Below are 19,806 nucleotides of genomic sequence, written 5' to 3'. Positions count from 1 at the left end.
GTCTAATTTGGGGATAAATCAAATGAAATACCAACCAGAACCAACATCATTAAATCAAGCCCGCGCTGCCTTCCAAAAAATATGGGGATACGACGACTTTCGACCACCCCAAGGAGAAATCGTCGGTAGTTTATTAGCAGGAAAAGATACAATTATAATTATGCCGACAGGTGGTGGCAAATCAATCTGCTTTCAACTGCCAGCTTTGTTACAAACAGGCTTAACGTTGGTAGTTTCGCCGTTAGTCGCACTGATGGAAAATCAAGTGCAAGAATTGCGCGACCGCAATCTCCCCGCTTCCCTCCTCCACAGTCAATTGCCAACAGCGCAGCGCCGACAAACTATGCAATCGCTGCAACAAAACAAATTAAGATTGCTGTACCTGTCTCCCGAAACATTACTCAGCAAACCAGTTTGGGAAATTATCAGTCAGCCACACATCCAAATCAACGGTTTAATATTAGATGAAGCTCACTGTTTAGTGCAGTGGGGCGATACTTTTCGACCAGCTTACCGCCGTTTGGGCGCAGTGCGGCCTGCTTTGTTGAAAGCTAAACCAGCAAATAGTAAAATTGCGATCGCAGCTTTCACCGCTACCGCCAACCCGGAAGCACAGCAGACAATAAAAAATGTCTTGCAACTGCAAAAACCCGAAGCCTTTCTGCTAAGTCCCTACCGTTCTAACCTGCACCTGCAAGTGCAAACAGTCTGGACGCCGAGAGGACGCAAACAGCAGTTATTAACTTTTATTAAAGCTCGACCAAAACAAGCAGGTTTAGTCTATGTCCGCACTAGAAAATATAGCGAGAACTTGGCGGATTTGTTGGAAGATGCTGGTTATGAAACAGCAGCATATCATGCAGGTTTAAGTCCAGAATCACGAAGAAAAATAGAAAAAGCTTGGCTGAACAATGAGCTTAAATTTGTGACTTGTACCTCAGCATTCGGTATGGGAATTAACAAGCCAGATGTCCGGTGGGTTGTTCACTTTCAAGCACCTTTGGTATTATCGGAATACATTCAGGAAATTGGTAGAGGCGGACGTGACGGCAAATCGGCGATCGCCCTGACATTGATTAGCGAACCGACGGGTTTGCTTTATCCCGAAGATAAACAAAGAAAGGAATTTTTTCAAGATAAATTGCGCTCGCAATACCGAGAAGCTCAGCAATTAGCTAAAAAACTGCCACTTAAAGGCGATATAGAAGCAGTTTCCCGCGAATTTCCCGAAAGTGCGATCGCCCTTTCAATTTTGCACAGCAGCGGACAATTAACATGGCAAGATCCTTTTAATTATGCGATCAATAAATCTCCCCAGCAAAAAGCGGAAAAATTAAATTTTTCCGCAGCGGAAGAAATGGCAAAATATCTCAAACATCGCGAGTGCAGGTGGCAATTTTTGCTGCAAGCTTTTGGGTTTGCCAAGGAAGCTAAATCAATGCGCTGCGGCCACTGCGATAATTGTCGATAGAATTGACGATTATACTCAAACGACTTAACCACTCCGACCAAATAAACCGGGTTTTTTACCCCATCTGCGGGCAGAAACGAAGTATTGCTGTGAAAAAAACTGGTTTCTTGCTACCCGTGCGATCGCGAACTAACTCACAGATGTTATGATGAAGATATTTGCTTTACACACTTGGCAAAAAATAGTAAAAAGTAAATGATAGAAACAGACACTGCGGCACAGATTTACACAGTAGAAAATACAGAGGAATTCGATCGCAGTAATGTCAATCAGCGATTAGATATTTGGCTGTCAAACCAGATACCGGACTTATCCCGATCGCGAATCCAAAGCCTCATATCACAAGGCAACGTCAAAGTCAACGACGAAACCTGCACCTCGAAAAAAATATCAGTAAAAACGGGCGATCGCATCCACCTCACTTTACCCGAAACCCAGTCCACAAAGTTGCAGCCTGAAGCAATTCCCCTCGACATTCTCTACGAAGACGACAGCCTAATTATTATCAACAAACCAGCCGGATTAGTCGTCCATCCAGCCGCCGGACACGCAGACGGTACATTAGTCAACGCCCTCTTAGCCCACTGTCCCCTAGCAGAAATAGGCGGAGTTCAGCGGCCGGGAATCGTGCACAGATTAGACAAAGATACAACAGGTGCGATCGCGATCGCCAAAACCGACATCGCCCACCAACACCTGCAAGCCCAACTCAAAACCAAAACCGCCCGCCGCGAATATTTAGGCATAGTTTACGGGGCTCCCAACACCGAAACAGGCACAATAGACTTACCCATCGGCCGGCATCCCACAGACCGCAAAAAAATGGCAGTAGTACCAGTAGAAAAAGGCGGTCGCCCCGCAGTTACTCACTGGACAATCAAAGAAAGAATCGGCAACTATTGCTTAATGCACTATCAATTAGAAACCGGCCGCACTCATCAAATTCGCGTGCATACAGCGGAAATAAAACATCCCATTGTCGGCGACCCGATGTACAGTTCCAACCGTTCTATCGGGGTCAATTTAACAGGACAAGCCCTCCACGCATGGCGGCTGACATTGCAGCATCCCGTAACCGGAGAATTAATAGAGGCGATCGCACCTTTGCCCGATCAATTCAACACCCTGCTAAAAATATTGCGATTGCGCTCTCACGCTTGATATCTTGGGCAGTTAACACTGGTAAAGTCTTTACTATAAACATTTTTTCCCCTTCCTTTTTTCTTGATTAAAATTCTTGCCTAAATCTTTGATGTAAGATGGCAACCGCAGATGAAAACAGATGTACGCAGATACATTTAAAGATAGGAGAGCGAAGAAGGGCTTATATTCAAGTCTAATATTTATCGGTTAAATCCTGTAGATTGCTGGTTGCCGAACTTCTTTCCAAAAAATTATGAGTCCCGAGTTTTGGATTCCAAGTTTATCAAAAAACTCAAACCTCAAAACTCAAGACTCAAAACTCTCTCAGCCTAAAAGCCGATCGATTCAGTCGCTCGCCCGACACAAATAATTGCATCAGACAGCATCAATTACCGGCGACGGGGAACCATCGTGTCGATATTGATATTAGCTAGAGACACGCGCTGCGGCGGAGTAGCAGGCAGGGGCATATTGCGTGCCATACCCAAATAGTTGGACGGATCGCCAGCCTTCGCCTGCTGTTCTTGAGGAACAAAACGGCGCACGCCAGTCTGCCAGATGATTTGCGGGAAGCCAAGCTGCGAACGGTGGTACTCACCGTAGCGGGGCGTTTTCAAGTTGAAAGGAGTGTCCCCTCCAACTCGCTGAGGCAAAATTCGGCGCTGCTGGTAAGGTACGGTATCGTAGCCGAACTTATCCAGGTACTCATCGCTATTGACCAACTCGTCAATAAAGCCTTGAGGCCCCTTATTGGCTACCACGATCGACCAAGCAATCTTTTCGCGCTCGCTGTACACATCCCGGCCCAAAATGCGCTGCACGCACATTTCCACAAACCGATAGTTGCTGTTAGTTTGGTAATTCCGCTCTAGGAAAGGAGAAGAAGTCGCCAAACCGCGAATAAAGTCCCGCACAGTAATTTGGCCGAACTTGAGTTGCGACTCCAAAGACTTTTGGCGGTTGCTCTTGAGGATTTGGTGTTCGCTGTAAATCTGGCGATATCCAGCCCAAATCAAATTTTCCATGTCTCCAGACGAGAGCACATTTTCAGTTGTGAAAATTCTGGGCTTCTCGTCGCTCCCCACTTCAAAACCAGCAACGCGCTGGTTTTGGCTCTTGGGGGCGTAGCTTAACAAAGGTAGCGCCACGTTAAAATCTCCGTTATCTCAAATTTTAGAAATAGTTGACACCGTGAGCTGCCAGCATAACGGATACAACTAACCAACATACAGATTAGGGGATTCCCGCAATCTAAATCTGATTTTCCTGAATTTTTGCAACAATCTGTAACATTTGTTGACTGTTGTCAGTGGGCAGTGGGCAGTTGACTGTTGTCAGTGGGCAGTCAGCAGTCAGCAGTCAGCAGTCAGCAGTCAGCAGTAACAGTCAACAGCCAACAGCCAACAGCCAACAGCCAAATTACCAGCCCAGAGCCGAATAAAACTCGCTGGCGGGTACTTGATCTGCTGCTGCTTCTGATGTTGCATCCGAGTCTGGTTGCACCCGAATTTCGGTGCAAAAAGTCGAAGTGCTGAAACCGCCAAAGCGCTTTACGCTACTCGTCCGCATCCGCACGTTCGGATTAGGAAACCAGAAACGCTCGATCGAACTCATCGTCTCGTATTCCGTAATCAGCAGCAGCGCATCCTCGTCATCCATCTCAAAACGGCCAGCCACCGGCACAATTTCCGCATAGCCGCGTTCGCGCAACATCAAACCCTGCCGGGGATTTTCAGGATCGGGGACGATCGCGAACACCGTAGATCCCTTGTGATTCTCATCATCCTTATCCCACGCCATTGAGCCGTGCCAAGTCACAAAAGCCCCCCCAGCAGCCCGGCTCGGATCGACTTCGTGCATCTTGCAAATCTCCGCGACTCGCGCGTCATCCGCACCCAGCGCCGTTACCTGAATATTTGAATCCCCAATCTCCGCTTGGCGGAAAGCGAGGTGGTGAGTGCTGCGCTGAGAACGCCACTCCCCAGCACTGCTTTGAAAAAACTCCATTGCATCCATACGAACTAGCTCCTTTGGCTTAGGCTTCCCGGTGTTTACGCCTTTTTATGATAAGGCTCCCCCCACTTTGATGTACTTTTGCGACACAAATTAGTTTCAAAATGTCTACTTTGGACATATTGTCAAGCGAATGTTATGATAGTTTACAATGTAGGAGACACAACAAATCCTGCGAAACATCATTCCGATCAATTTCGCATCAATCTCAGCAAACTGGAGGAGCGATTTATGGATATGCCTACAACCAGCCTCAGCATGGAACAGCAGTTCAAACTTCAAGTGCTGCGCGAAGAAGTCAAAAGGTTAAGCCAAGACCAAGCTCAGGAATACTTGCTCGAAGTTATGCGGCAAAACATGGTTAAAGAAAACCTGTTCAAGCATTGGATGAAGAATATGTGAACCCCTCAAGCATTTCTTCACAAAAATCAGTGGCTTGTATCTGCAAAAAGTACGATCGAGCTTTTAATTATAAAATCCAAAATCCCGCTTTCTCCAAGAAAGCGGGATTCTAAATTCACAAAAGTTTTACGCAGTTTTTTTTGTCGCTACCATACTCAGCAAATTAAATGTTTTTAGTCTCAAGCGAGAGGGACGACAGTTTGTGTAGCCCGATTGTTTCAATCTGTCGGGGACTCAACCAAAACGGCCGCTCACATAATCTAAAGTAGACTCTTCCTTTGGACTTTGGAAAATTACCTCAGTCTTATCACACTCCACAAGATAGCCAAACCGCTTCCCATCGTCAGAAAGTTTAGCATTGAAAAAAGCAGTCAGGTCAGAAACCCGAGAAGCCTGCTGCATATTGTGAGTAACGATCACAATCGTATACTTCTCCTTGAGTTCCCGCATCAACTCCTCAATCTTAATCGTAGAAATCGGGTCCAGAGAAGCGCAAGGTTCATCCATTAACACTACATCAGGATTAATCGCGATCGCCCTAGCAATACACAAACGCTGCTGCTGGCCACCCGAAAGAGAAAAACCGCTTTGCTTCAACTTATCCTTCACCTCATCCCACAAATAAGCTTGGCTGAGCGATTTTTCCACCAGCTCATCCATATCCCCCTTATAATTGTTCACCCTCGCACCGTAAGCAATATTGTCATAAATCGACTTCGGGAAAGGATTAGGCTTTTGAAACACCATCCCAATCTTGCGGCGCACCGCCACAGCATCAATATCAGAATCGTAAAGATTTTGACCGTGGTAATCAATTCTACCCTCTAAACGAAAACCGCTAACTAAATCGTTGAGGCGGTTAAAACATCGCAGAATTGTACTTTTACCGCAGCCAGACGGCCCAATCAAGGCAGTAATGCGATTTTTAGGAATCTCCATTGAAACATTTTTAACCGCGTGAAAAGCGCCGTAAAAAATATTGATATTTTCAGTCCGTAAAACTGTTTCCGTTTGCTTGTCTAAATCCATCATCATACAGGTAACAATCCTCTGAAATTTTACTCAAAACCTGGGTTAGATTCGGCCTTCACCATAAGTGCATGAATGCCTTTTTAAAACTCACCCTTTAATACACTTTTTTGTGAGTAGCCCAGCGAGAAAGAATACTCGTCAATAAAACCATAATCACCAAAATCAAAGATGCAGCCCAAGCCAATTCTTTCTGGGCCTTAAAAGGAACGGTTGCAAAGTTGTACACCAAAACCGAAAGACTCGGAGTTGGCTTATCAAATCCTGCCGGCCAAAAAGGCGAATTCAGCGCCGTGAAAATCAAAGGAGCAGTTTCTCCAGCAGCGCGAGCAATTGCCAGAGTCACACCCGTTAAAATAGCCGGAATTGCCGCAGGCAAAACCACCTGCAGCACGGTTTGATAATTAGAAGCACCCACACCAACCGACGCCCATCTAATATCTTGCGGGACGATTTGTAGAGCTTCGTCAGTAGTCCGCACAATCGTCGGCAACATCAGCACGGCAAGCGCCGCGCCGCCTGCAATTGCCGAAAAACCTCCCATATTTACCACGAACAAACCGTAGGCAAATACCCCAGCAATAATCGAAGGAACGCCGCTGAGGACATTAGTAGCAAAGCGTACCCAGCGTGCTACTTGGCCTTTGCTAAATTCCGACAAATAAACGGCTGCCAATACACCAAAAGGAACAGCAATTAAAGAAGCAATTCCTACGGTCATCAATGTACCGAGAATTGCATTAGCAATACCGCCTCCCGATAGTCCGGGTGGCGGTGGCAGCTTGGTAAACAAGTCTAAATTTAGGCGATTGAAACCTTGTACTGTGACGTAGGAAAGCACTGCAAACAAAGGTAGCAGAGTGATTGCCAAAGCCGCTCCACTCACTACAGTCATACCCAGACTAAACAGCGCTTGTGGGCTGTTTTTAACCTTCTTCAAACTTCCTATTTTCGATCCCAAAGGATTCTCATCTGAGACGCTATTTGACATAAACTAAAATTATGTAGGAAATTGCGGCAAACTTTTAGTTATACTTCGCTCTGACTTGAGAAACAATCCACTCTGCCAAAATATTAACAATCAGCGTCAGAATAAACAGAATTAGCCCCGTGTACATCAGAGCTGCTACTTGCAACCCCGAGGCTTCTGCAAACTGATTTGCCATCAAAGAAGCAATAGTATTTGCCGGAGCTAGCACAGAAAGACTTAACTGATTGGAATTGCCAATTAACAGAGTTGCAGCCATTGTTTCTCCCATAGCGCGACCGAGACCGAGCATAATTCCGCCGACAATGCCGGAAAAAGCTGCCGGTACGAGCACTCTAAAAATTGTTGTCCAGCGAGTAGCTCCTAAACCTAGAGATGCTTGCCGCAAATCAGGCGGGAGACTTGCCAAAGAGTCGCGGGAGATAGCAGTAATAATGGGCAAAGTCATGATTCCCAAAATTACTCCGGCTGGTAACATTCCCGGCCCAACTGGCGAGGTGCTAAAAATCGGCAGCCATCCGAAAGTGCTGTTGAGAAACTTGCCGAGAGTGGTAATCATGGGAATCAATACAGCAATTCCCCACAAACCGTAGACTACGCTGGGAATGGCGGCTAAAAGTTCTACTAAAAAAACCAAAGCTGTACGCACTGGCAGCGGCAGAAAGTCCTCGCTCAAGAAAATGGCAGTCCCTACTCCTAATGGTACTGCAATTAGGAGCGCGATCGCCGAACTGACGATCGTCCCGTAAATCATCGGCAGCGCGCCGTACTCTTCTTTAACCGGATTCCAGCTACTACCAAACAGAAAGCCCAAACCGTACTGTTGAATCGCCGGTAAAGCCCTATAAGCAACAGTGAGCGCGATTACCAGCAAAATTACACCCACTCCTATGGCCAAAATCCGCGTGAGCCAGATAAAGCCTTGATCTAAGGATTTTTCTACCCCAGAGCGCGATCGACTCTGTGACTGAGCGCTGTTATTATCTGAAATCATAGAAAAAAAACCAAATATATAGTAGCGGAAAATAGCCTGTTTCGGAAAAAGCTAGAAGGAAGCAGAAAGAAAGACCATAAATAAAATCAAAGAGGGGCGGGTTTATTAATCCCCTGACTTTTCAACAAATATTTCTGGTAAAACCCGCCCTTACAGAAAGATATCTCTTTTTTTCTTCCTTCTTCCGTCTTCCGTCTTCCCTCTTCCTTCAATTACTATTTGGCAACCTCAATCTTGTAGTCTGCGCTGATGCCGTCAGCGGCCGCTGCTACTTTTTCTTTAACGCTTTGGGGCAGAGGAACGTAGCCCAATTCGGAACTAACTTTTTGACCTTCATTTAAGCCGTATTCAACCATTGCCTCGATGGCTTTGGCTTTGTTGGGGTCAGTAACTGTTTTGGGGACGAGCATCCAAGTGTAAGTGACAATTGGATAGGATTGAGCGCCTTCGGGGTCTTCGATAAATGCTCGCAGGTTTTCCGGCAGTGGCACAGTTGCTAAAGCTTGAGAAGCTGATTCGTCGGTAGGTACTACAAATGTGCCTGCTTTGTTTTGCAAAGATGCAAACTTGAGATTGTTGTTTTTGGCGTAGCCGTATTCTACGTAGCCGATGCTGCCGACGGTTTGCAGAATTTGGGCGGTGACGCCTTCGTTGCCTTTTGCGCCTACGCCTACGGGCCACTGTACTGTTTTGCCGTCGCCTACTGCTGTTTTCCAGTCGGGGCTGATGGCACTCAGGTGTTTGGTGAAGACGGCGGTGGTACCGCTACCGTCGGAACGGTGGACGATGGTGATGGCTTGGTCTGGCAATTTAGCCGTCGGGTTGGCGGCTGCAATTTTGGGATCGTTCCACTTGGTAATTTTACCGGCGAAAATATCTGCGTAAACGTCTCTCGGCAATTTAAGTGGTTCGGTTAAGTCTGGCAGGTTGTAGCCGATGACGATGCTGCCGGCTGTCATGGGCAGCAAGATCACGCCTTTGTCTGCTGGAACTTTGGCGATTTCGTCGTCTTTCATGGCGGTGTCGCTGGCCCCAAAGTCTACTGTGCCTTTGGTAAATTGTTCGACTCCGGCGCCGCTGCCTACTGATTGATAGTTAATTTGTACTTTGGGGTTGATTTTGTTGAAGTCTTGAAACCAACGCTGGTACAGGGGGGCGGGGAATGAGGCGCCGGCTGCGGTGATGGCTACGTCTGAGGCTAGGGCGAGTTTGGTGTTTGCTGCTGTGCCGGTGGCTGCAACGGGGGATGCGCCCGGGGATGCTGCGGTGTCACCGGGGCTGGGGCTGCTGCCTGTGGTTGTGCTGCCGCCGCCGCAAGCTGCTAAACTGAGGGCGATCGCCATTGCGGAAATTGCAGTTGTCAGACGGTTTGAATTAATCAAGTTCAGACGAAAAAGCATAGGTATAAAAAATCTGCGATCGTTATATGGGTGTCCCGCATCAGCATAGCGCGCAAAAGTAAAGGTTAGGTTAAGAATCTTTACACTTAATCGCAATTTAATATTAATTAATATTATTAATGTTATTTATGAGCTTGACAATTGTGAATATATAAGATATAGGGCAGAGAAATAGCTACGGAAACAAGCAGTCGATCGCCCGATCGCGAAAAATTCCCGATTACACAAGATCGAGGCTTGAGAACCAGAAAACCATACAATGGTGGTTATTTTGACAGTAGTGCTAGTATTAAGAATTTAAAAGCTGCGGGCATGGAAGCTTGCCTCGGACAAATGCCTTCTGCCTTATACGTTCTGACGAATGCCGTTTGATGATAATGCCTGCTCCTATTGAATTAATCTGGGCTGTTATTGGTTTGCTCCTGACAATAGGAGGCACTTTTTTGCCTGCATCTGTCACAATTCCGATCGGGTTTTGGGACGATCGAGGACTTCAGGCGTACTCTTTAGGTGTTACCTATCAAATTGGAGCAGTTTTGCTAGTAGGCTGCATGGGGGGGAAAAATGCTGCGGCTCTCTCGCAAATTGCCTATTTGGCATTAGGATTAACTTTGTGGCCAGTTTTTTCTCAAGGCGGCGGCATCGGCTATCTCAAAGAAGCGAGTTTTGGGTATTTGCTGGGTTTTGTGCCTGGTGCTTGGGTGTGCGGCTGGGTGGCTTTTAAGGTGGCTTCGCGGCTGGAATCTATGGCTTTTAGCTGTTTATGCGGTTTGTTCACTGTTCACGCGATCGGCTTAATTTATCTAATTTTTACTTACTTGCTGCCTCCGGCAAAAAAAACACCTTTATTTGATGAGATTCTCAAATATTCGATTTATCCCCTGCCAGGACAATTGGCGGTAGTTTGTGCGATCGCAGTGCTGTCATTTACTTTACGCCGCTTGATGTTTTATTAATTGGCGAATTGGGAATTGGGAATTGGTAATCGGTAATCGGTAATCGGGGATTGGTTGTTGTGTCAAATAAGGTTATACTATATATTGCGAAACGGGAGAGTCATCTCGCTGCGGCTGGGATTGCTTTGCTGCACTGCATTCTGCTCGCAATGACAAGTGAGATTGGAGTAAATTCTCTCATGCCCGATGCCCCATTTTCTATTGCTTAATTCATGCGTTTTAAAAGAAATCCCTTGTTCTGGGTTGCTGCTGTTATCAGTTTAGTTTTAGACCACCTGACTAAGTTTTGGGTGGTGCAAAATTTTGACTTGACGGTTCCTCCGCAGACGCAGGCGCTGTTACCTGGGGTGTTTCACTTCACTTATGTTGTTAATACCGGTGCGGCTTTTAGTCTGTTCAGCAATGGCGGGGCGATTTGGTTGCGCTGGCTGTCTTTGGGCGTTAGTGTGGGATTGATTGTGCTGGCTTGGTTCGGGCCGCGAATTAACCGCTGGGAACAAGCTGGCTACGGTTTGATTTTGGGGGGAGCACTGGGGAACGGGATCGATCGATTTGTTTCGGGTCATGTTGTAGATTTTATAGATTTTCGGATAATTCGGTTCGCCGTATTTAATCTAGCCGATGTGTTTATTAATGCTGGGATTATCTGTTTGCTGATTGCAACTTTTCACAGTGCACCGCCGCCGAGAAGTCGGGACGATAGCGATTCTATTTCAGAGTAACTTTCAAGAAGTCGATCAATTTTAGATTTTAGATTTTAGATTTTAGATTTTAGATTTTAAATTAATCCGCGCACCGGCCTTACCGTTCTCAGGTTTATCGGATGCGGAGCTTTTTTTTGCTGATCCACTGATGAATCCGGCGGTATCGCAACCACTTGTTTTCGGTCATTTGTCAGTTGTCTGTTACCAGAAGGTATAGGTGTTAATTTCAGGTTAGAGTTATTTATGAGCTATAATTATATTTTTTATTGCTAAGGCTAACCTTGCGCCCGATCAAAAGCAATTTAGTCACAAACCCCCGGATTTATCCGTGGGAGAAATTCCCTAATCTAAAATCTAAAATCTAAAATCGGATGACTCCTAATCCATTTGCCCAAGAACGCTTACTATTTGCCCCAGCAACCCCCGATGCTGATGCTATCCCGACTATTTTTGCTTTTCCCAACGAGTACACGGTGGGTATTACCAGTCTCGGCTATCAGATAGTGTGGGCAACTTTGGCTGTGCGATCGGATATTGAAGTCAGCCGTTTATTTACTGATATCCGCGAACAACTTCCCCGACATCCAGAATTACTGGGATTTTCGCTTTCTTGGGAACTAGACTATGTAAATATTCTCAATTTATTGGAATCTATAGAAATTCCGATTTGGGCGTCACAACGAACTGATCATCATCCGATTGTCTTCGGCGGTGGCCCGGTTTTTACTGCTAATCCCGAACCTTTTGCCGATTTTTTTGATGTGATTTTGCTGGGAGATGGCGAACATCTCATAGACCATTTTATTGATGCTTGTAAAGAAGTCCGTACCGCCGACAGACAAACTAAATTGCGGCATTTAGCTCAAGTTCCGGGAGTTTACGTCCCCAGTTTGTACGAAGTAACTTATCTGGATGCGGCTGAGGGTATTAAATCGATTCAGCCTGTCGATTCGGCAATTCCCAGTATGGTTGAAAAACAGACTTATCGCGGCAATACTTTATCTGCTTCCACTGTGGTGACAGAAAAAGCGGCTTGGGAAAATATTTACATGGTGGAAGTGGTTCGGAGTTGTCCAGAAATGTGCCGTTTTTGTTTGGCAAGTTATCTGACTTTGCCGTTTAGAACTGCGAGTTTGGAGGGCTCGCTAATTCCGGCGATAGATCGCGGTTTAGCTGTGACTAATCGTTTGGGTTTGTTGGGTGCTTCGGTCACTCAGCACCCGGAATTTGAAGCGTTGCTGGATCATTTGAATCATCCGAAATACGACGGCGTGCGGCTGAGTCTTTCTTCGGTAAGGACGAATACGGTGACCGTTAAATTGGCAGAAATCTTGACAAACAGAGACAGCAAATCTGTGACGATTGCGGTGGAAAGCGGGAGCGATCGCCTCCGCAAAATCGTTAACAAAAAACTCACAAATGACGAAATTATTCAAGCTGCTATTAATGCTAAGGCTGGCGGCTTAAAGGGAATTAAACTTTACGGGATGGCGGGAATTCCAGGTGAAGAAATGGAGGATTTAGAGGAAACGGTGGCGATGATGCGGGCGATTAGAAAAGCCGCTCCCGGTTTGCGGTTGACTCTGGGATGCAGCACTTTTGTCCCGAAATCTCACACTCCTTTTCAGTGGTTTGGAGTGAATAAAGATGCGGAGAAGAGGCTGAAGTTTTTAGATAAAGAATTGCGGAAGTTAGGTTTAGAATTTAGACCTGAAAGCTATAATTGGTCGGTAATTCAGGGTTTGTTGTCAAAGGGCGATCGGCGGTTGTCTCGGCTGTTGGAATTAGTGCGGCATTATGGCGATACTTTGGGCAGTTATCGACGGGCTTTTAAGGAGTTGCGGGGACAGTTGCCGGAGATGGATTTTTATGTTTTTCAAGAGTGGGAATTGGAGCAGGTTTTGCCTTGGAGTCATTTAAAAGGGCCGCTACCGGAGGCGACTTTGAAGAAGCATCGGGCTGAGGCAATGACTCATTTTAGGACGAAGGATTTGCAGTTGACAAGTTAGAAAATAGCCGGATGCAAAAGATTGAAACTAACAGTTGCTGTTTGTACTGATACAGAGGATAATACTGCAAATAGTGAAACGCGATCGCACTTAACTGTCTAGCCCAACGATACAATGCCCAATTTTAAATATTCCTCGCTGATTAATGCCACTGTTGAAGCAGTATGGAACTTTCACGAAAGGCCCGACATTCTGCAACTTTTGACTCCGCCTTGGCAACCGGTGAAAATCATTCGCCGCGAAGGGGGACTCGATGTGGGTGCTGTATCAGAATTTCGCCTGTTATTGGGGCCGATTCCTGTAAAATGGGTGGCAACTCACACTGAGTGCGAACAATATCGCTTGTTTGTTGATGAACAAACTGAAGGGCCGATGGCACGTTGGACTCACCGACACGAGTTTACCTCAGAAAATGGCAAAACTAGATTGACAGATGCGATCGCATTTTCAATACCGGGCGGCCCGATTGTCGATTTGTTGTTAGGTTGGTGGGTGGAAATGCGGTTAACAGATATGTTTCGCTACCGCCACGAAGTTACAAAAAGAGAGTGCGAGAAAGATGCAAACAACGGCTGAATATTACTGTGCTTTCTGCGGCGAACCGAGTACAACTTTTGTTGATATAAGTGGTGGTATGGAGCAATCATATATCGAAGATTGTCAGGTTTGCTGTCGCCCGAATGTTCTGTATGTCAGAATAGATGAAGATACCCTGGATATTGAAATAGATACTGACTATCAAGAATAATTGACTATCAAAATGTATGAATTGCATTTGATGCAGACTTGGTAGAATTCCTAAATCTTGAAGCTGCTGCTTCTACAAAAGCCTGAAAAATTCGAGAGTTGAACGAACAGTTGGGCGACATTTCCGGATGCCATTGAATTGCTATCATCCAAGGGTGATAGCAGTGCTCCATTGCTTCTACCAAAGTGTCAGGTGCATCGGCTACAATTCGCCAATCGGATGTTACCTTCCTCACTGCTTGATGATGCCAGGAAACAACTGTTGTTGAAGTTTTTCCCATAATTCTTGCTAGCCGACTGTTTGGCTCAATTTCAATGGTATGCTCGATCGCACGCGGGGGAATTCCCGATCCGTGATTAACCTCGTCTCCGTAAGCATCCGGTACGTGAATCACCAAACTGCCACCGCTGGCTACGTTCAGCATTTGCATTCCCCGGCAAATTCCCAACACAGGTATGTCAGCCTTCAAAGCTAGCTTTGCTAAGCTTAATTCAAAATTGTCGCGTTCTGCATTAACTGAGTAAACTGTGCGATCGACATAACCGCCATAAAGTTCTGGGTTGATATCTCCGCCCCCGGAAAAAATCAAACCATCTACTGCATCAAAAATACTAGCCGGATCTAATTGATTCGGCGGCAGTAAAATCGGAATTCCACCAGCCGCCTGAACTGCATCAATATAAGTTCCATTTAAGCGATACTCGCCTGCTGAACAGCGGTTGTATGTTGTGATGCCAACAATCGGAAATTTTTTCATTTGCTAGAGACTGGGAGATAATTATTTAGATTAATACTCAGATTTGGCACTATTTGTAATCCGTGTTTCATGGGCGGGCTAGGAGCAACAGCCCACAATAAAACTTACTTACTTATTGTGGAACAGGCATCTTGCCTGTTTCTTGTCTGATTACTTGTGATTGATTCCTAGATTAAACTGAGCCTTCCCTGCACTGCTGTCTAATTTGTAACAGTTTCAGTATTAGTTTCCGGCAGCGGTTTGCGCGTACACAGATAAGCCAACGGTCCGAACAGGGGTACGAATGTTACTGCCCAAAATGCTGCGACATTCTGCATTCCTCGGCGCGCCATGTCGTCGGCCAATAAGGCAGGAAATAGTAGGCAAAGCATACAAAAATCTAAACTCATTACGTGGATAAAACGGTTGGTTTCCCACTGTCTAATAAAATCAGACCAATCGCCTTTTGTCAAGCCAAAAGAAACTAAAGCAGCAGCACCAAATGTTAGGACAATGGCAGTAAAACGGGAGTCTAATATCTTTAAAAAGATATTTTTATGACCGGGAAATTCAGGATTCGGTTCGCGCAGGGCTAAATAAGGCAGCAAGGCAACGGCGCCGACGCCAAAGGATAAAGTGGCAAATAGCCATGCAGGTATTTTCTGCCCCCTGCCGTCAGCAAATAAGACGCAACTGTAGATGAGCGGCCAGACTCCCATGAGGTTGAATAACGCTACAATTAAAGGGTTGATGTCTGCTATTTTGCCTGTGGAAATATTGGTAATTAGTGTGATGGTTTTTTCTGGGCTGTCGGGTGGTGCAAATACAAAGGCGTAGGTGATAAATGCAATCCAAAGCAGCCCAAATCCAATTTTTCTGAACATAGTTAGTTTTTCTTACTTCTGATATTACTATAGCAAGCTTAAAGGGTTTTTGAATAAGACTTTTTTAATTTACCGCTGTTGACGCAGAGGAAGAGAGGAGAATATCTGAATGTATTGCTATTTGGTATTGCTGGTTTTGGGTAGATTGCTAAATTTTTGCATAAATTGGCGATCGATCCAATCTTTCCAGTACCACAGCAGCGCCGATTCCCACATAAAAGATCCGCGAGAGGCGATCGCCCTTTTATTCCCAGTACCAATTAACCCTAAGTATTGTTCTTGCGGTGCAAAGGGTTTCAGCGGTTTTTCCAATAAAAACTGCTGCAAATTTTCAAACAGCGGTTGGCCCTGACGCACGGCAAATACGCCTGCTTTAGGACGCGGATAATTAACCATCGCAGCGATATCGCCCGCCCCAAATACGTTGGGATGAGAGACTGATTGCAGGCAATCGTTGACTTGCATAAAGCCGTTTGAGTCGGCGGCTAAACCGGATTCTCTTATCCAATTGGCTGCCGATGCTTGTGTCACCCAAAAAATGCGATCGCACTCTAATTCTAAACCTGATTTACAGGAAATTTGGTAATTGGTAATTGGGAATTGAGGATTGGTTTCCCTCTCAATCTTTTTTACAGCACAAACTTTTTCCTTTAAATGCAATTGAATGCCGCGACTGATGAGAATTTCTTGAAGGCGGCGACGCACTCGATGGTTATGTGCAGGCATTAATTCAGCACCGCTGTGAAACAAATGAATTTCTGATGATAATTTTTCTAAATTTTCTTCTCTCTTCCTTCTTCCCTCTTCCTTCTTGCCTCGAACCTCTTCCTTCCCCAATCGAGATTGCATATTTAATGCTAATTCTACGCCACCTGCACCGCCACCGACAATTGCGATCCGCAGCGGTTTTTGGAGATGGTTTTGCCTTTCGGAAATTAACTGATTCCAGCTAGCTAAAAACTGCGGTACGGGTTTAGCTGCAATTGCATATTTTGCAGCACCGGGTACAGATAAAGTCGCAGGAGTGCTGCCGATATCCACAGAAAGCAAATCAAAATTAACCGGAGGGTGAGTTTGACAAATAACTAAATTTTTGTTAAGGTCGATCGCGATCGCCCGATCGATTAATATTTGACACCCGGCAAATTCCGCGAGCGATCGCAAATCGATGTGACATTCCTCATAACCGTAAAACCCGGCAACGTGTCCCGGCAGCATCCCCGAATAAGGCGCGTGCAGCACGTCGCTAATCAGAGTCAAACGCACTTCCGGCAGCGGTTTAATGCCGAACATTTTTAATACAATAGCATGAGTGTGACCGCCGCCAATTAAGACTAAATCTTGTGGCATGGATATTTTGTGTATCAAACATTATAAGCTGAAGTGCGATCGCAACTGCTCGATCCAGCAATTTCAATCAACCAATTCGCTTTCCCAGCACAAATGGCTGTAGACTGTAGAACGAATGGGGGCCGAGAAACCGGGTTTTTTGACAAAAATACTTCGTTGCAGCCCGCAGATTCGGTAAATAACCCGGTTTCTTTGGTATTTATGCGTAAGTCCTATAAATTTTATCACCAAATTATGCAGGGGTATGTTTCGATAGCTAACTCACCATTCAAAACTATGAGATTACGCATCATTCCGCGCAGTTGGCAGCGATCGATTAAAACTCTTTTCCCGCTTCTGTTTGCCCTCTCATTGATTATGGTATTGCTGGCTAACAACTTAATTCCGGCGATCGCCCAGCAACCCCGCCAGGAAATTCGCGGCGTTTGGATGACGACAAACGACAAAGACATCCTCAGAGATCGTCGCAAACTAGGAGATGCTGTCACCCAATTAAAGCGGTTAAATTTCAACACTATTTATCCTGTAGCCTGGAATTCGGGCTATGCAATGTATCCCAGCTATGTAGCGCAGCAAAGAGAGATTCAACCTTTTGTTTACAGAGGGTTAGACGGACAAGATATGCTCGCCGATTTAATTGATAAAGCTCACCGCCAAGGCCTGCTAGTAATTCCTTGGTTTGAGTTTGGTTTTATGGCTCCTCCCACATCAGAATTAGCCACACTTCATCCCGAGTGGCTGACACAAAAACAGGACGGCAGCCAAACATCAAACGACGCTGGCGGCGAAGTAGTTTGGCTCAATCCCTTTCATCCAGAAGTGCAGCAATTCATTACCGAACTCGTACTAGAAATCACCACTCAATATAACGCCGACGGCATTCAATTTGACGATCACATGAGTTTGCCATCGGAATTTGGATATGATGAATACACAGTTGCTTTGTATACCAAAGAAACAAAAAAAGCTCCGCCCAAAGATTTTCAAAACCCAGCATGGGTGCAGTGGCGAGCCAATAAAATTACCGCTTTTATGTCACAGCTAAATCAAGCCGTCAAAGCAGTTAAACCCCATGCAATTTTCTCAATTTCTCCCAATTACTACGAGTTTGCTTACAAACATCACCTCCAAGATTGGCTGACTTGGGTGCGTTTGGATATTGCCGACGAGCTAATCGTGCAAGTCTACCGTCCCAATCTAGAATCATTTTTGGACAAGATTAACCGTCCAGAAATGCAAGAAGCACAGCAAAAGATTCCCACCGGAGTTGCGATTATGACAGGTTTGAGAAATAGCCCCGTACCGATTGAGCAAATTAAATCTCAGGTGCAGGCAGTCCAAGCATACGGCTTAGGCGTAGCTTTCTTCTACTACGAAAGCTTGTGGGAATATGCGCCCGAACCAATGGCCGATCGACTTTCTCAATTTAGTGCTTTCTTCCCGTCTTCTGCATTCCGAACAGCGCTACAAATACCCAGACGCGCGGCGAATTTCCCTCCGCCTGCCCCACCCAAACCAGACCCCAAAGCGAAGCCTGAGCAACCTACCAAAAACACCGCACCTTCGCCCTCACCAACCACGTAAAAGAATTAAAGAGTCATCAGTCATTAGTCATTAGTTAGAAACCATTAATTCGGAGGGGCTGGTTTTACAACAATAAGGCTCTTAGGGGCGGGCTAGGAGCAACGGCCCACAAGAAAATCTACTTTTTGTGGAACAGGCATCTTGCCTGTTTCTAGCAGAGGTACAAGATGTCAGTTTAACCGGAGTTAATATAACAACCATCAATAAAAATGCAAACAAAGAAAAAAATTTTACTGCCAAAAATGGGCTGTGGCACTTGGGCTTGGGGCAACAGATTTCTCTGGGGCTACAATGAAAGTATGGACGAGGAATTGCAAGCCGTTTTCAATCTTTGTGTTAGTAACGGCGTCACTTTATTCGATACTGGCGACTCTTACGGAACAGGGAAATTAAATGGACGCAGCGAGCAGCTTTTGGGGCAGTTTTCTCAAAAATATCAAGGTGCAAATAAAGACAGTATTTGTATTGCGACAAAACTAGCGGCTTATCCTTGGAGACTGACGCGACAATCAATGATATCGGCTTGCAAAGCCTCTGCTGCGCGCCTCGAAAAAAATGTAGACTTGGTGCAAATGCACTGGTCTACAGCCAATTACGCTCCTTGGCAAGAGGGGGCTCTTTTAGACGGTTTGGCTGACCTTTATGAGCAAGGATTGGTCAAGGGAGTGGGCTTGTCTAATTACGGGCCGAAACGGCTGAAATGGGTGCATCGGAAATTTAGCGATCGCCAAATTCCTATTGTTACTTTACAAGTGCAATATTCGCTACTTTCTACCTATCCGGTGACAGAACTCGGATTGAAAGATGTTTGCGACGAATTGGGGATAAAATTGATTGCTTACAGCCCTCTAGCCTTGGGGTTGCTGACGGGTAAATATTCGGAAAATGGCTCGTTTCCTAAAGGCATCCGAGGTTTGGCGTGCAAGCAGCTACTTCCGGGAATGCGATCGCTTTTGGAATGTTTGCGAGAAATAGCAGCATTCAGAAACAAGACTGTTTCGCAGGTAGCAATCAACTGGTGCATCTGCAAAGAAACTATTCCGATTCCGGGGGCGAAATCTGCGGCACAGGCGAGGGATAATATTGGTGCTTTGGGCTGGGAGTTGGACTCGGGCGAGATTGCTGAATTGGATAAGGCGGCGGCGAGTGTAGATAAAAAAATGGTGCAGAATATCTTTCAAACTCGGTAATATCTGAGATGTTTTACCATTCTCATGAACAGGCAAGATGCCTGTTCCACAAGACATTAATTTGCTTGTTCCAGAAAAACTAAATTTTCTTGTGGGGTGGGCTAGAAGCCCGCCCCTGAAAGCCTTATTCATACGGAATCCGGTTGACAAAGGTCTACAACAAATCATCAATAAGTCAACCAATGATAATTGGTCAAAGCCTTAA

General features: G+C 45.7%; 19 protein-coding genes. 10 read left to right on the top strand and 9 right to left on the bottom strand.

All coding sequences use genetic code 11. The features are described 5' to 3' along the window. The first annotated feature begins 22 nt into the window (after positions 1-22). Together QUA40_RS13350 and QUA40_RS13345 are read left to right on the top strand one after the other, a co-directional pair. Positions 23-1,471 carry a RecQ family ATP-dependent DNA helicase gene (locus QUA40_RS13350; RefSeq protein ID WP_333126314.1) on the top strand — a complete coding sequence of 483 codons (1,449 nt, stop codon included), beginning with the start codon at positions 23-25 and terminating at the stop codon, positions 1,469-1,471. A gap of 195 nt (positions 1,472-1,666) precedes the next feature. Further along, positions 1,667-2,632 (top strand): RluA family pseudouridine synthase, encoded by a 966-nt coding sequence (locus QUA40_RS13345; protein WP_333126312.1) that lies wholly within the window; start codon positions 1,667-1,669, stop codon positions 2,630-2,632. 371 nt (positions 2,633-3,003) lie between these two features. Here QUA40_RS13345 and QUA40_RS13340 read toward each other — a convergent pair whose 3' ends face one another. Continuing rightward, the gene (locus QUA40_RS13340) at positions 3,004-3,762 is read right to left on the bottom strand and encodes a phycobilisome rod-core linker polypeptide (protein ID WP_333126309.1); all 759 of its coding nucleotides are present in this window, start codon (positions 3,760-3,762) and stop codon (positions 3,004-3,006) included. A gap of 271 nt (positions 3,763-4,033) precedes the next feature. Continuing rightward, positions 4,034-4,630 carry a phycobiliprotein lyase gene (locus QUA40_RS13335; RefSeq protein WP_333126306.1) on the bottom strand — a complete coding sequence of 199 codons (597 nt, stop codon included), beginning with the start codon at positions 4,628-4,630 and terminating at the stop codon, positions 4,034-4,036. A gap of 228 nt (positions 4,631-4,858) precedes the next feature. Between QUA40_RS13335 and QUA40_RS13330 the strand changes: the two genes are divergently transcribed. Beyond that, positions 4,859-5,029 (top strand): NblA/ycf18 family protein, encoded by a 171-nt coding sequence (locus QUA40_RS13330; protein ID WP_190734295.1) that lies wholly within the window; start codon positions 4,859-4,861, stop codon positions 5,027-5,029. Between the two features lie 234 nt (positions 5,030-5,263). Here QUA40_RS13330 and pstB read toward each other — a convergent pair whose 3' ends face one another. The 4 genes from pstB to pstS all read right to left on the bottom strand — a co-directional run bounded on the left by pstB (position 5,264) and on the right by pstS (position 9,440). Further along, entirely contained in the window at positions 5,264-6,064 is an 801-nt protein-coding gene (gene pstB, locus QUA40_RS13325) for a phosphate ABC transporter ATP-binding protein PstB (protein ID WP_333126303.1), read from the bottom strand. Between the two features lie 91 nt (positions 6,065-6,155). Further along, a complete protein-coding gene (gene pstA / locus QUA40_RS13320; protein WP_333126300.1) occupies positions 6,156-7,049 on the bottom strand; it encodes a phosphate ABC transporter permease PstA in 894 nt (297 codons plus the stop codon). A gap of 34 nt (positions 7,050-7,083) precedes the next feature. Then, positions 7,084-8,040, bottom strand: a complete 957-nt coding sequence (gene pstC, locus QUA40_RS13315) for a phosphate ABC transporter permease subunit PstC (protein ID WP_333126297.1) — start codon at positions 8,038-8,040, stop codon at positions 7,084-7,086. Positions 8,041-8,255: 215 nt separating this feature from the next. Further along, a complete protein-coding gene (gene pstS / locus QUA40_RS13310) occupies positions 8,256-9,440 on the bottom strand; it encodes a phosphate ABC transporter substrate-binding protein PstS (RefSeq protein ID WP_333126294.1) in 1,185 nt (394 codons plus the stop codon). Positions 9,441-9,817: 377 nt separating this feature from the next. On the opposite strand from pstS, the gene QUA40_RS13305 reads away from it, so the two are divergent. The 5 genes from QUA40_RS13305 to QUA40_RS13285 all read left to right on the top strand — a co-directional run bounded on the left by QUA40_RS13305 (position 9,818) and on the right by QUA40_RS13285 (position 13,857). After that, positions 9,818-10,396: a biotin transporter BioY gene (locus tag QUA40_RS13305; RefSeq protein ID WP_333126291.1), complete on the top strand. Its 579-nt coding sequence runs from the start codon at positions 9,818-9,820 to the stop codon at positions 10,394-10,396. 212 nt (positions 10,397-10,608) lie between these two features. After that, positions 10,609-11,118, top strand: a complete 510-nt coding sequence (gene lspA, locus QUA40_RS13300) for a signal peptidase II (RefSeq protein WP_333126289.1) — start codon at positions 10,609-10,611, stop codon at positions 11,116-11,118. Positions 11,119-11,471: 353 nt separating this feature from the next. Continuing rightward, on the top strand, positions 11,472-13,109 hold the full coding sequence (locus tag QUA40_RS13295) for a radical SAM protein (RefSeq protein ID WP_333126286.1): 1,638 nt from the start codon (positions 11,472-11,474) through the stop codon (positions 13,107-13,109). Positions 13,110-13,223: 114 nt separating this feature from the next. Then, positions 13,224-13,685 carry an SRPBCC family protein gene (locus QUA40_RS13290; RefSeq protein ID WP_190745192.1) on the top strand — a complete coding sequence of 154 codons (462 nt, stop codon included), beginning with the start codon at positions 13,224-13,226 and terminating at the stop codon, positions 13,683-13,685. Further along, the gene (locus QUA40_RS13285) at positions 13,669-13,857 is read left to right on the top strand and encodes a CPXCG motif-containing cysteine-rich protein (RefSeq protein WP_006635525.1); all 189 of its coding nucleotides are present in this window, start codon (positions 13,669-13,671) and stop codon (positions 13,855-13,857) included. The genes QUA40_RS13290 and QUA40_RS13285 overlap by 17 nt, the downstream gene beginning before the upstream one ends. Positions 13,858-13,864: 7 nt before the next feature. Here QUA40_RS13285 and QUA40_RS13280 read toward each other — a convergent pair whose 3' ends face one another. The 3 genes from QUA40_RS13280 to QUA40_RS13270 all read right to left on the bottom strand — a co-directional run bounded on the left by QUA40_RS13280 (position 13,865) and on the right by QUA40_RS13270 (position 16,827). Beyond that, positions 13,865-14,614 carry a gamma-glutamyl-gamma-aminobutyrate hydrolase family protein gene (locus QUA40_RS13280; RefSeq protein ID WP_333126283.1) on the bottom strand — a complete coding sequence of 250 codons (750 nt, stop codon included), beginning with the start codon at positions 14,612-14,614 and terminating at the stop codon, positions 13,865-13,867. 200 nt (positions 14,615-14,814) lie between these two features. After that, the gene (locus QUA40_RS13275) at positions 14,815-15,477 is read right to left on the bottom strand and encodes a DUF2834 domain-containing protein (protein ID WP_333126281.1); all 663 of its coding nucleotides are present in this window, start codon (positions 15,475-15,477) and stop codon (positions 14,815-14,817) included. Positions 15,478-15,594: 117 nt separating this feature from the next. Continuing rightward, entirely contained in the window at positions 15,595-16,827 is a 1,233-nt protein-coding gene (locus QUA40_RS13270) for an FAD-dependent oxidoreductase (RefSeq protein ID WP_333126278.1), read from the bottom strand. Positions 16,828-17,028: 201 nt separating this feature from the next. Between QUA40_RS13270 and QUA40_RS13265 the strand changes: the two genes are divergently transcribed. Both QUA40_RS13265 and QUA40_RS13260 read left to right on the top strand, forming a co-directional pair. Further along, entirely contained in the window at positions 17,029-18,411 is a 1,383-nt protein-coding gene (locus QUA40_RS13265) for a glycoside hydrolase family 10 protein (RefSeq protein WP_333126355.1), read from the top strand. A 209-nt stretch (positions 18,412-18,620) separates the two neighbouring features. Continuing rightward, positions 18,621-19,601 carry an aldo/keto reductase gene (locus QUA40_RS13260; RefSeq protein ID WP_333126275.1) on the top strand — a complete coding sequence of 327 codons (981 nt, stop codon included), beginning with the start codon at positions 18,621-18,623 and terminating at the stop codon, positions 19,599-19,601. Positions 19,602-19,806 lie beyond the last annotated feature (205 nt).

Source organism: Microcoleus sp. Pol11C3, from assembly GCF_036701485.1.
Taxonomy (GTDB): domain Bacteria; phylum Cyanobacteriota; class Cyanobacteriia; order Cyanobacteriales; family Microcoleaceae; genus Microcoleus.
The sequence above is the reverse complement of the archived record's forward strand: the minus strand, read 5'-3'. Positions and strand labels throughout refer to the sequence as shown.

Bases quoted from the DNA above. Each gene is read 5' to 3' on its own strand.
- QUA40_RS13330 (WP_190734295.1), top strand. From the start codon at position 4,859: ATGGATATGCCTACAACCAGCCTCAGCATGGAACAGCAGTTCAAACTT.
- QUA40_RS13275 (WP_333126281.1), bottom strand. From the start codon at position 15,477: ATGTTCAGAAAAATTGGATTTGGGCTGCTTTGGATTGCATTTATCACC.
- QUA40_RS13350 (WP_333126314.1), top strand. From the start codon at position 23: ATGAAATACCAACCAGAACCAACATCATTAAATCAAGCCCGCGCTGCC.
- QUA40_RS13290 (WP_190745192.1), top strand. From the start codon at position 13,224: ATGCCCAATTTTAAATATTCCTCGCTGATTAATGCCACTGTTGAAGCA.
- pstS (WP_333126294.1), bottom strand. From the start codon at position 9,440: ATGCTTTTTCGTCTGAACTTGATTAATTCAAACCGTCTGACAACTGCA.
- QUA40_RS13280 (WP_333126283.1), bottom strand. From the start codon at position 14,614: ATGAAAAAATTTCCGATTGTTGGCATCACAACATACAACCGCTGTTCA.
- QUA40_RS13265 (WP_333126355.1), top strand. From the start codon at position 17,029: ATGCGTAAGTCCTATAAATTTTATCACCAAATTATGCAGGGGTATGTT.
- lspA (WP_333126289.1), top strand. From the start codon at position 10,609: ATGCGTTTTAAAAGAAATCCCTTGTTCTGGGTTGCTGCTGTTATCAGT.
- QUA40_RS13305 (WP_333126291.1), top strand. From the start codon at position 9,818: ATGCCTGCTCCTATTGAATTAATCTGGGCTGTTATTGGTTTGCTCCTG.
- QUA40_RS13270 (WP_333126278.1), bottom strand. From the start codon at position 16,827: ATGCCACAAGATTTAGTCTTAATTGGCGGCGGTCACACTCATGCTATT.
- pstC (WP_333126297.1), bottom strand. From the start codon at position 8,040: ATGATTTCAGATAATAACAGCGCTCAGTCACAGAGTCGATCGCGCTCT.
- QUA40_RS13260 (WP_333126275.1), top strand. From the start codon at position 18,621: ATGCAAACAAAGAAAAAAATTTTACTGCCAAAAATGGGCTGTGGCACT.
- QUA40_RS13345 (WP_333126312.1), top strand. From the start codon at position 1,667: ATGATAGAAACAGACACTGCGGCACAGATTTACACAGTAGAAAATACA.
- QUA40_RS13285 (WP_006635525.1), top strand. From the start codon at position 13,669: ATGCAAACAACGGCTGAATATTACTGTGCTTTCTGCGGCGAACCGAGT.
- QUA40_RS13335 (WP_333126306.1), bottom strand. From the start codon at position 4,630: ATGGATGCAATGGAGTTTTTTCAAAGCAGTGCTGGGGAGTGGCGTTCT.
- pstA (WP_333126300.1), bottom strand. From the start codon at position 7,049: ATGTCAAATAGCGTCTCAGATGAGAATCCTTTGGGATCGAAAATAGGA.
- QUA40_RS13295 (WP_333126286.1), top strand. From the start codon at position 11,472: ATGACTCCTAATCCATTTGCCCAAGAACGCTTACTATTTGCCCCAGCA.
- pstB (WP_333126303.1), bottom strand. From the start codon at position 6,064: ATGATGATGGATTTAGACAAGCAAACGGAAACAGTTTTACGGACTGAA.